Annotated in this window: 12 protein-coding genes; 3 read left to right on the top strand and 9 right to left on the bottom strand. The window is 31.1% G+C overall.

Features of this window, described 5'->3' with window-relative positions; genetic code table 11:
* Nucleotides 1–54: 54 nt before the first annotated feature.
* The 7 genes from CCO88_RS00910 to CCO88_RS00880 are packed head-to-tail and all read right to left on the bottom strand — an operon-like array spanning nucleotide 55 to nucleotide 7345.
* Nucleotides 55–1701 (bottom strand): galactosyltransferase-related protein, encoded by a 1647-nt coding sequence (locus CCO88_RS00910; protein WP_002800185.1) that lies wholly within the window; start codon nucleotides 1699–1701, stop codon nucleotides 55–57.
* A 5-nt stretch (nucleotides 1702–1706) separates the two neighbouring features.
* The gene (locus tag CCO88_RS00905) at nucleotides 1707–2654 is read right to left on the bottom strand and encodes a KpsF/GutQ family sugar-phosphate isomerase (RefSeq protein WP_025431488.1); all 948 of its coding nucleotides are present in this window, start codon (nucleotides 2652–2654) and stop codon (nucleotides 1707–1709) included.
* A gap of 26 nt (nucleotides 2655–2680) precedes the next feature.
* Nucleotides 2681–4312, bottom strand: coding sequence for a polysaccharide biosynthesis/export family protein (locus CCO88_RS00900; protein ID WP_002779229.1), 1632 nt, complete (start codon nucleotides 4310–4312; stop codon nucleotides 2681–2683).
* A 1-nt stretch (nucleotide 4313) separates the two neighbouring features.
* Nucleotides 4314–5429 (bottom strand): KpsE/RkpR family capsule polysaccharide export protein, encoded by a 1116-nt coding sequence (locus CCO88_RS00895; RefSeq protein WP_002839053.1) that lies wholly within the window; start codon nucleotides 5427–5429, stop codon nucleotides 4314–4316.
* Nucleotides 5429–6091: an ABC transporter ATP-binding protein gene (locus tag CCO88_RS00890; protein ID WP_002784709.1), complete on the bottom strand. Its 663-nt coding sequence runs from the start codon at nucleotides 6089–6091 to the stop codon at nucleotides 5429–5431. Before CCO88_RS00890 ends, CCO88_RS00895 begins: the two co-directional genes overlap by 1 nt.
* On the bottom strand, nucleotides 6088–6870 hold the full coding sequence (gene kpsM, locus CCO88_RS00885) for a capsule polysaccharide transporter KpsM (protein WP_002779235.1): 783 nt from the start codon (nucleotides 6868–6870) through the stop codon (nucleotides 6088–6090). Before kpsM ends, CCO88_RS00890 begins: the two co-directional genes overlap by 4 nt.
* Before the next feature lie 58 nt (nucleotides 6871–6928).
* Nucleotides 6929–7345 (bottom strand): hypothetical protein, encoded by a 417-nt coding sequence (locus CCO88_RS00880; protein ID WP_002813188.1) that lies wholly within the window; start codon nucleotides 7343–7345, stop codon nucleotides 6929–6931.
* Nucleotides 7346–7421: 76 nt separating this feature from the next.
* On the opposite strand from CCO88_RS00880, the gene ciaI reads away from it, so the two are divergent.
* From ciaI to CCO88_RS00865, 3 genes are read left to right on the top strand one after another with little or no spacing between them, the layout of a single operon-like run.
* Complete coding sequence (gene ciaI, locus CCO88_RS00875) at nucleotides 7422–7985, top strand: intracellular survival protein CiaI (protein ID WP_002813186.1); 564 nt, start codon at nucleotides 7422–7424, stop codon at nucleotides 7983–7985.
* A 39-nt stretch (nucleotides 7986–8024) separates the two neighbouring features.
* The gene (gene dut, locus CCO88_RS00870) at nucleotides 8025–8714 is read left to right on the top strand and encodes a dUTPase (protein WP_002797181.1); all 690 of its coding nucleotides are present in this window, start codon (nucleotides 8025–8027) and stop codon (nucleotides 8712–8714) included.
* Between the two features lies 1 nt (nucleotide 8715).
* Complete coding sequence (locus tag CCO88_RS00865; RefSeq protein WP_002788466.1) at nucleotides 8716–9426, top strand: EI24 domain-containing protein; 711 nt, start codon at nucleotides 8716–8718, stop codon at nucleotides 9424–9426.
* Here CCO88_RS00865 and tilS read toward each other — a convergent pair.
* On the bottom strand, nucleotides 9409–10374 hold the full coding sequence (gene tilS / locus CCO88_RS00860; RefSeq protein ID WP_002794313.1) for a tRNA lysidine(34) synthetase TilS: 966 nt from the start codon (nucleotides 10372–10374) through the stop codon (nucleotides 9409–9411). The two genes, CCO88_RS00865 and tilS, sit on opposite strands and share 18 nt — an antisense overlap.
* A partial coding sequence (locus CCO88_RS00855) for a MiaB/RimO family radical SAM methylthiotransferase (protein WP_002839050.1) occupies nucleotides 10364–11585 on the bottom strand: 1222 nt, incomplete at its 5' end. The genes CCO88_RS00855 and tilS, both read right to left, overlap by 11 nt.

Here is an 11585-nt window from a genome sequence, read left to right as displayed (position 1 = left end):
CATTCTTTTAGATATTTTTCTACATTGTATATAGGGATTACTACGCCGATGGTTTTAGTTTGCATTGTTATGTCTTTTATAAAATTTAGAATCTTTAAAAAAATCCCTAGGATTAAAAAATAATTTTCTTGCTAAACGATAAAATTTAGTCTGTGAAATCAAACTTAATAAGAAATTTAAACCCAGAAATTCTAAAATTTTGGAAAAAAATCTCACCCTTTTTATCTCATACAAATAAGGCTTATAAACAAAAGATTTTAAAGAATAATACTCTTTGTCATAATTTCCCAACATAAGCATTTTTTTCTTATTAAAAATAATTTGATAAAAATCATCATTTTTGGCAAAACTATAAAGTTCATTTTTTAAATAAAAAACAATTTTATACAAATCATCATCTTTATCAAATCCTAATTTCTGGATAAAAGTAAGAATTTTCTTCTTTTCTTCAAATTTCAAAGAAATGATATAAGCTTGCATTTCTTTAATTTGTAATTTATCTAAATCAATATCCCAATGCTTTCTATCATAAAGCCCATTGGCATCTTTATAAAACAACCAAGAATCAGGCAAAATTCCAGACTCAAAATACACACAAAGATAGTCTTTAAAAATTTTGTGCAAATCTTCGTTGTATATATTTTTATCTAGTAAAATTTTATCGAATTTTTCTTCTTGTAAATAAATTTCAATTTCTTTTTTACTTTGATAAGCAAGCTCATCTAAGCTTTTATAAACAAACTTGCCCAAATAAACGCTCAAAGCTCTAAAATTATATTTTTTATTTGCAATAACTAAAATTTTAGTATTTTTTACACTTGAAATTTGCAAAGGATCTATAGAATAATCTTTTATTTTTTTCAAGTGTTTGTAAAATAACTTATGATTTTTATGCTTTTTATCCATATAACCATTTTGATTTGGCTCTATATGCCAAAGATGGTACATATAAATTCCATAAAAACATAGCTCATAACCAAGTAAAGAAAACCAAGAACGAAAACCTTTAAAGTTATAAAAATTCCAATTTCTAGAATCATAATTTAAATTTAAAGGAATCTTCTCAAATTTTAAACAAGAGTTTAAAACTCTAGCAAAAAGATCAAAATCTTCATAGCCATGACCTATAAAATTTTCATCATTTCCGCCAATTTCTAAAAATTTATGTCGATTGATAATCAAACCCGAAGTCGAACTCGGAGCAAAAAACTTAACAAGAAAATTTTTTCCACTGATTAAATCTTCTTGAATCAATACATCCCATAAATCCATTGGATATTCTCTTAAAATTTCGCTAGCCTCTTGCGTTAAATATACTACAGGCAATACTAAAAGAGCACTGGGGTTGTTTAAAATATTTTTGATTTTTATAAGTTTTAAAATTTTTTCAAGACTATCAAAAGAAATAAAACAATCAAGATCTAAAAACAAAAGTACGCTAGCATTGGCATAACTAGCACCAAAATTTCGACATTTGCCTTGAGAAAAATACTCTTCTTGACTCTCATCTTTGAGATAAATGTGATTGTTTTTTAGAATACATGTCTTAAGATTATGCTCTTGCGAAGAATAACCCTCGACAAATATAAATTCTATCTTTTCATCAGTTTTAAAACACTGTGCCTTTTCATAAACTCTTTCCTGTATATAAGAGCGTTCTTTACTCAAACCAAAAGGTATTATCACAGATAATAAGGGCATAAATATTATACATTCCCTATCGCATAAAGCTGTATGATGCCTACCACTTTATCTTCTTTGGAAACGACAATTTCTTTGATCTTATACTTTAGCATGATCTCTTCTGCTTCACTTGCCATAGCATCAGCATCGACCACTTTAGGATTTATACTCATGATCTCTTTGGCTTTAAAATCAAATCTTGGTTTATCATTAGCCTTTAAAGCGCGGCGCAAATCCCCATCGGTTATAATGCCTACTAACTTTTCATTTTCAACCACCAAACAAAGTCCTAATTTCCCACTTGTCATCACATCAACAAGATCATTAAATTCAGTATCAGGATGAACTATAGGAAGATTTTTAGATACCATTAGATCACTTACCCTAGTTAAAAGCTTTCTACCCAAACTTCCACCTGGATGAAATAAAGCAAAATCATCAGGTCTAAAATTTCTAGCCTTCATCAAAGCTGCTGCTAAAGCATCACCCATTACTAAAGTAGCGGTTGTCGAAGACATCGGAGCAAGTTGCAAGGGACATGCTTCTTCTTTTACAGATATATTTAAAAAAATATCCCCTTGTTTTACAAGAGTAGAGTTTTTCTTTCCACACATGGCTATAAGAGGGATTTTACGTTTTTTAATCGCAGGGATGATTTTTAAAATCTCTTCAGTCTCACCTGAATTTGAAATAGCTATCAAAACATCATCAGGAGTAAGCATCCCAAGATCCCCATGCAAAGCCTCTCCAGGATGGATAAAAAAGCTTGGAGTTCCTGTGCTTGCTAAAGTCGCAGCTATCTTAGCTCCTATATGGCCTGATTTTCCCATGCCACTGACTATGCAACGCCCCTTTGTATGAAGCATAAGTTCTATGGCTTTAGAAAAATTTTCATCCAAATTTAAAGCCAAATCCTCTATAGCCTTAGCCTCTGTCGCAAAAACTTCTTTAGCTATCTTTAAAGTATCAATTTTCATTTTATATTACCCTAAAATCATCATAAATTTAACACCACATTCGTTGCAACGGCAATTTGATATAAAATTTGCGTTAGCATAGAAAAAATTTGTAAATTCTCACTCTCAACTTTAGGCAAGACTAAGACAGAATCACCTGGCATCATATCAACACTTCCACTATATCTTTGAGCCTTGCCATTGTTGCGTATAACAAGTACTTTGGAGGTATCTGCTCTTTCTCCATAACCTCCTGCAAGATTGATATAGTATTTTAAATCTTCACCCTTATTATAAACAAAAGCTCCTGGTAAAGTAACCTCACCTTGGACTATGATAAGATTGTTTTTACTAGGAACATTGATAGTATCACCCTCTTCTAATATAACCTCTCCATAAGATTTTGGTTTATCGATAACAATTTGCCCCTTAGGCTCTAATTCTTTTGCTCTTTGGATAAACTCAAGTATCAATTTTGCTTGTTCTGCTTTGATAGCCGCACCCTGAGAAGTCACCGAAGGACTAGTTAAAGCAAGGGTTTCAAGCTCTTTAAGCTGAGCATTGATAAGATCTTTTTGAGTTTTAGCAACACTTTTTCTAAAAACTTGCAAGGCATTCATGTCCGATTGCCCATTTGCTACAATCAGTCTTGAAACATCCTCCAGCGTCGTTCCTTTTCGAACTACCAAAGTTTTAAGCCCGCTATGCTCGCCATTGACTGTTATGCTGATATTTTGCGAAATGTATTCGGGATTAAACTGCACCTCATCACCCGTTTTTAATAAAACTTTAGAAAATTGCATTTTATTATAAGCACTTACTTCAAGCTTATGATCATTTCCATAACTTCTTAGTATCGCATTAGTTACTATAGGTTTGGCGCCTGCTACGCGGGCTAAATCAAATAAAGTTTTAATATCATTTGCAAGCTCAAAGCGAAACGGTCTTTGCACATCTCCATTTACAAAAACATAACTTTGGACATTGCCCACCAAAACCACATCGCCACTTCTAAAAGGAAAAAGATCCATTTGACCCTTAAGTAAAAAATCATACAAATCTATCTTTTTAATCACAGCATTATTGCGTAAAATTTGAATATCTCTAAAACTTCCGTATTCTAAATTTATCCCGCCTGCCTTATCAAGATACTGGATCACAGAATCCGAACTAAGACCTTGATAAAGCCCTGGAGCATTAACACTGCCTGTGACAAAAACACTAACATTTTGATAAGCATTCATATCAGCATAAACAAAAACATTATTTTTATAAATTTTATTTACCTGAGCTTTAATCACACTTACAAGAGCACTATTTTTTACCCCTAGCAAATTTACCGCTCCTACCTTAGGGATAAAAATATTTCCTTGAGAATCCACAACTAAAATTTGTTCAAATTCAACCGCGCCCCAAATTTTAAGACTGATTTGATCACCCACTGCGATTTTATAGTCAGGATTATAAACCCTTTGAGTGTAATTTTTGAAATTTCCATTAAATAATTCCGCGCCAAATACAGGAATTTGAGTAGGGGCACTCTTGCTGATATTGTTTTCTAATCCTTGAACAAAGCTAGTTGTGCTAGAATTTCCACTTGAGCTAATCTGTGAAACATCTATAGCTCCAAAACAAAAAATACAACTTAAAAATAAAATTAATATTTTTTTCATTTTAATACTTGTGCTCCTCTATAATCATTTTAACAAATTTAATCACCCCAAAAATCAAAGATAATACAATAAATGCTGTTAAGATATTATAAATTTTTTCAGGGTATTTTGCACTTTGGGGTACATCAGGGGTTTGAACGATAACTAGTTGTTTAATCTTTCTTAAAGCTTCTATCCTTGCACTTTCATAAGCTTTCAAAGCCGCCTCATAAGCACTTTGAGCAAAGCCTGCTTCTATGGTTAGATCTTGAAATTTAGCAGCTAGATCATTGAGTTTTTGAGAAGAATTATCGGCTGAAATTTTAGATCTTTCTTTGACTAATTGTTTTTTTAAAGCAGTGATTTCAGCCTTTAGGGTTACAATTTCAGGTGCGTGATCATTCATATAGCTTTGCATGGTTAAAAGCTTAGCTTCTCTTTGAGCGATATCTGATTCAAGTTGAGTTACTAAGCCAGCTTTAGCTTCTGCTTGTTTTAGAGGATCAAAAACTCCGTATTTATTTTGAAAGGCAATCAAATCGTTTTGCGCTTTTTGATAGCGTTCTTTATATTTTACCAATTCTTCTTCCGCAAAGCTCATTTGTTCTCTTGCTGCCTTGTGTGAAATTTCATTGATAAATTTTTCACTTTCTTGCATGATAGTTTGAGCGATTAAATGCGCAGATTCTGGAGTAAATCCTTCAACCTCGACATTTAAAAGTCCTGTTTTATCATCCACATGTACTTTAACGCGGCTTTGATAATATTTTAAATAACTTTCTATAGAGCTAGAACTTGATAAGCTATAAAATAAATCAATATATTGCTCATTGTAAAGTTTTTTTAGATGAATTTTTTCATCTAGAATCTTTAACATATCAAGCGATTCTATATAGCCTTGTAAAAACTTGATATCTTCGCTAGTATTGGAAGTTGCGGTTAAAAGCGACAAAACCCCGCTTGCTTGAGTGCTTCCAGTAGTTGATTTTACACTCATGGTGATAGTACTTACATAACGATCAGCGGCAATTAAAATATAATAAATGATCACAAAAATCATCAAGATCCATACTATCTTGAAAGAATCAAAAACACTTAAATCTTTAATTTTATTAAAAAATGTATTTGTTTTTATCATTATTTTTTTCCTTGATAGACAGCTATGCCCTCATCTACATCATCGTAAACCGTAGCTTTTCCATTTTCCATAAAGATAATTTTATCACACCATTCTTTAATTTCAGCCACATTGTGTGAAACCATGATTACTTTAGATTGACTTAATCTTTCCTTATATAATTTATGGCTTTTTTCTCTAAATTTAGGATCTCCTACAGCTCCTGCCTCATCGATTAGATAATAATCAAAATCAAAAGCCATGCTAAGCCCAAAAGCTATCCTAGCACTCATACCCGAAGAATAAGTATTCATGGGCTCATCAAAAAATTTGCCAAGCTCTGCAAAATCTTCTACAAATTTAACTTTTTCGTAAAGCTCTTCACCCTTATAGCCATAAACCCTAGCTACAAATTTAGCATTATCTCTAGCTGTTAAGGATCCTTGAAAAGCTCCGCTTAGCCCCAAGGGCCAAGAAAATTTTTTATTGGTAATGATTTTTCCTCTATCGGGAAGCTCAGAGCCACTTAAAAGCTTCATTAAAGTTGATTTTCCTGCACCATTTCTACCCATTAAACCTATACTACAATTTTCAGGAAATTCAAAAGTAAAATCTTTAAAAACATAATGCCTTCCGCCATTAAATAAAGGATAAGATTTGGTTAAATTTAAAACTTTTATCATGTTCTTCTCACTGCTGTTAAAGCTTGTCTATTGTAATAATATAAAAAAAGTCCCACAAAAGAAGTGCATATAATGCAAAATATAGGATAAGTATAAGTATAATCATCTTGCAAAGGATAATTTTCAAAAAAATTAAATCTTAAAAGCTCCATAACATGAAGCAAAGGATTATAATATAATATATCAAGAATAGGTTTTGGCATAAGCCAAGTAGGAAAGATAACACCCGAACCCCAATAAAATACTATACTAAAATAATTAAGCAAAGTCTTTAAGGGCTCTAAAAAATATCCAATGATAGCAAAAACCATACCCAAAGCAAAACCCGAACACATAAGCAAAAATATACAAATCATCACGCTTAAAAAATGCCTAGGGATAACTTCTAATCTAAAAAACCAACCCACTATAAACAATACTGCTACAAATATAACAAAATAAATACAAAACTCAAGCAAAGTCCTAGCGATAAAAACATGTATGGGTTTTACAGGTTTGTAAGCAAAAAGAGCTAAATTTGCTCCTATGCCATTCATAAGCTGAGTGACTATACTTCTAAACATAAAATAAGGAACTATACCCGAAATTAAAAACATAAAAACAGAAATCCCTTCAGGCATTAGTTGATGATGGTATTCTCTGAGAATAGTCACAATGGTAGTAAGTATTAAAATGACACTCATAGGCTCGCCAATAACCCAAAAATAACCCAGATATTTATTTTTACCAAATCTAGTCTTTAATTCTCTAAAAAACAAAGCGTGAATTACATTTAACATTTATTTATATACCTAATTTTTGCATAAGCTATAATCATAACTCATTTTTTTAAACAAATCATAAAATTTTATCTTTATAAAATTCAAGCTTTTTGCCAAATCTTAAAGCATTGTTTGTAAATTTCAGCCAATCAAGCTCTAAGGCATAAATTTTTGCACTCTTGTCCAATTTTGCAAAAGGAAATTTTGAAAAATAAATTTTTATTTGCTCCTTGCTTGCGCTTTTAAATTTGGCCTTAGCTTGGATGCCTTTTAAAAAAGCTATCTTGCTTTCTTTAGCTATATTTAGTGCTATGTTAGGATTTTCGCTAGCTAATTTTATATGCTTCGTATCTTCATGCGAGGCGATGATAAAAGCTAAATTTTTTTCATCAAAGACATAAAAAGCATTGGCTATATAAACACCCTTTTCATCACTCATAGCCCAAGATAAAAGCTGCTCATTTTTTATAAATTCTAAAATTCTTTCATCCATTGGGTAAAATTATACTAAATTTTTTTAAAAAATAACCGATTTTTCATTTTAAGCATATCAACACAAGGGGAGTAAAATGCAAATTGATGCGAGCAAAAATCAAAGTTTTTCAATGGACTATACAACAAAAAGTGGCAAACACCTAGCCTTGTCTATGTATGACAATCAAAGCTTAAGTTATAGCAATGATGAAGAAGGTAAAAGTCTTAATCTTAAACGCCAATATGGTTTTAGCTTCACTTTTGAAGGCTCTAAACTCACCCAAGCTGATCTTGATGAGATAAAAAATGCAATGAAAGAAGTCGAACCCATGATAAAAGACTTTTTGACAAATTCTAAAGTAGGAGAATTAAAACCAAAAGAAATCATAGAATCAGCAATGCAAATGGCAAATGTATTGCCAACGCCAAATGATAAAAACCATCAAAATGCTATCATGAATAATTTTACAAATAAACTTAGTGATTTACTCAAACAAAATCAAAGCAATGATAAAGATATCAATACATCCATGCTCGAAGATAGCAAAAAACTACTAGATGAAGTGTTAGAGCAAATGAAAAAGCAGCTTGAAAAACAGCAAGAAAAAGCTAAAGAAAATCAAAATAATGCAGAAAAAGGTTTAAATCTTTACGCTTAAATTTTATAATAAATCATAAAAAATTAAAAAAGGCACAAGATGAAAAATGTTGAAATTTTAGAAAATATGCTCAAGCTCCAACAAAAACTCAATGATGAAACTAATGGTTTAAATTGGGAAGAAGGTTATACCAAGGAAGGAAAGCTCATCAGCTGGAGACGTTGTATTTATATGGAATGTGCCGAACTTATAGATTCTTTTGCTTGGAAACATTGGAAAAATATTTCAAGCCCTACTAATTGGGAAAATGTTCGTATGGAAATCGTAGATATTTGGCATTTTATCCTCAGTCTTTTACTTGAAGAATATACAAATAAAAAGGATAAAAATTTCCAAGCCATAGCGAATGAAATCATCTGTGTTAGTGTTTTTCAAGATTTTTGCAAAGAAGAGGGCAATCCTAGCGAAAATGATCTTTATAGCATTTTAAATGACATAGAACTTATCATTCATAAATGCAGTGGCTTTGGATTTAGTCTTGGAGAGCTACTTTCTAATTATTTTATCCTAGCGATTAAGTGTGGACTTAATCTTGAAATTCTTTATAAAACCTACATAGGAAAAAATATTTTAAATATTTTTAGACAAAACAATGGCTATAAACAAGGTACTTATAAGAAAGATTGGAACGGAAAAGAAGATAATGAAGTATTGGCTGAAATTTTAGAGCAAGAGCTTGATTTTGATACTATTTATAAAAAATTAGAAGAATATTATAAAAAGGTGTAATTTGAAAATTTTAAGACTTGCTATTAAGGATTTTTTCACACTTCAATTTTTGAAATTTGCCTTAATTCCACTTACTTTTAGTTTTATTTTGATGATATTTTTGGCAATTTTTGGTTTTTCTTTTTTGCTTGATTATTTTAATTCTTTATTTAGTGTTGGAGAAGACTCGTTTTGGGCATGGTTTTACGCTCTTCATTTTGTTCAAATTTTAATTACGCTTATAAGTGTTTTATTTTCGGGCTTTGTTATAATTTTTGCTTCAGTTTTCCTAGCCCTTTTTATCACCTCTTTTCTTACTCCTCTCATTGTAAAACAAATCAATAACAAATACTATCATCACGAAGTACAAAACATCTCAAATATGTATATAATTTTTGAAATTTTCAAAATATTTTTAAAATTTATAGGAATTTTTTTACTTTGCACCTTGGCTTTGTTTTTGCCTTTTATCAATCTTTTTGTGTATTATCTTGCTTTTTATTATCTTTTTCACAAGCTTTTAATGCTTGATATAACAAGTTCGGTTTTAGATAAAGAAAATTTTAAAATTTTTAACGCTCAAGCATCTACCTTTGAATTTAAATTCAGCACTTTATGTTTTTACTTGCTCTCATCTATCCCGCTTTTAGGAATTTTTTTGCAAGTATTTTTTGTGATTTTTTTAACACATTTAGCTTATCAAAGAATTTTAAAATTAGAAGTTAAGGGATGAAATATCGATTTTGTGATTGTATAAATAAGCTCTTAAAAGTCTTGGTATTTTAGCGATTCTGCAAGCTTCTTTAAATTCTTTTGGCAATTTTTGACAAGTTTCATATTTAAAAACGATAGCCTTTTCATCCTTATACACGATGCCTATTTTTCCACCTAAAACACAATCGCCCTTCAAAAACTCTTTTCTTTGTGCTGCGCTTAAAAGCAAACCTTTCATTTTTACAGCCTTAGCAATCAAACTTTCATTTTTAGGACAAATCATAAGACCTTGAATTTCTTTTATAGACTCCAAATCATAGAGTTTTTTTCTATCCTCATCAAGATAAAAAAAACTTCTTTTTAAACCTTGATGAAATTTACTCACAAAGGCATTGGAAAAATTTTTTCTTATATAATTTCTAAAATATTTTTCATTCTCATTACTCTCATCTTGAAAATAAAAAATATCATTCTCTTTTAAATAACTTAAAATTTCATCCTTACTCATAAAAAGCAAAGGGCGTAAAAGTGTATAATTTGAGCGCTTTTCACACTCTTGCATGCCTAAAATTTCAGCCAAACCCGCCCCACGAGAAAGCTGCATTAAAAACCACTCCAATTGATCATTGAGATGATGAGCTAAGATAAGATTGCTATAATTTTGCTCAAGACAAATTTTTTCAAAGAAATCATAACGAAAATCCCTAGCTTCTTTTTCAAAATTCCCCTTTATCACAGGAGCACTTTTTATAAAAATTTTTTTATGAAATTCCAAGGCAAGCTCCTTGGCTTTTTGCTCTTCTAAATCGCTATTTTTTCGTGTTTTATAATTAATCATCACAAGATCAAAATCAATCTTTTTTTGCACTAAAAAACGAAAAAGTGCACTAGAATCACTTCCATAAGAAAAAGCGAGTAAATTTCTACCCTTTTTTAACAAGGATAAAATTTCATCTTTAATTTGCATCTATTTTTCTTAAAGCCTTGGCTATGAGCTTTTTACCAACATTTTGAATGATTTCGCATTCATAAATTTGTCCCATTTCCAAATTCCTGCATTCGCTTTCATTGATAAGAATTTCTCCATCAATCTCTCTATCCCATCTTAAATCTTTAGCTGCGATAAAAAACTCACCCTCGCTACTCTCACCTGTACAAACAACTAAGCGCTTTTTTCCCACTTCTTTTTCAAAACTTTTTTCTATGACTTCATCTACAATTTTTTCTATGATTTTAAGCCTTTTATTGATCACTTTAAAAGGCACTTGCTCCATATCAAAAGCAGCTGTATCTTCTTCTTTAGAATACGCAAAAACACTCACTCTATCAAAACCAAAATCTTTGATAAATTCACAAAGCTCCTCAAAATCCGCATCACTTTCACCTGGGTGCCCTACGATAAAACCCGTACGCAAAAAGCTATCAGGTGCACTTTTCATCAAATTTAACATTTCTTTAAGTCTTGTGCTATTTGCTCCGCGTTTCATAATCTTAAGCATATTGTCGCTAATGTGTTGCAAAGGCATATCAAAATAATTTACAAAAATTTTAGAAGCTATAATGCGCTTGATCAAAGCCTCACTCGCACTTGTAGGATAAAGATATAAAATTCTAGCCGCTTTAATACCCTCGATCTTTTCTACCTCATCAATCAAACGTATAAGCCCATCTTTTTCACCCTTATCAAACAAATAAGAACTCGTATCTTGTGCGATAAAAGAAAAATCCTTATAACCCCTAGCCACCAAATCTTTAAGCTCGGCTATAATGCTAGAAATTTCACGCGATTTTAACTTACCCTTAAAACTTGGGATCGCACAAAAAGAACATTTTTGATTGCAACCTTCAGCGATTTTTATAAAAGCATGCGAATTAGAACCTGTGATGATGCGTTTGGAGTTTTCACCCTGCAAATAAGTCGAATTTGAAAATAAATTGGTTTTTTTAAGTATCATTTCATCGATTCTTTCATAATCACCCACACCAGTAAAAAGATCAACTTCAGGAAGTTCTTTCATAAGCTCTTCGCGGTAACGCTGCATCAAACAACCCGTCACAACCAAAAGCGAATCTTTTTTTCTTTGCTCATGCAAATCTAAAATCGCATTGATACTTTCTTTTTTTGCACTATCTATAAAGCCACAGGTATTTACGATTAAAACATCAGCTTTACTTGGC

The sequence above is a fragment of the Campylobacter coli LMG 9860 genome (genome assembly GCF_000254135.1).
Classification (GTDB): Bacteria; Campylobacterota; Campylobacteria; order Campylobacterales; family Campylobacteraceae; genus Campylobacter_D; species Campylobacter_D coli.
The sequence above is the reverse complement of the archived record's forward strand: the minus strand, read 5'-3'. Positions and strand labels throughout refer to the sequence as shown.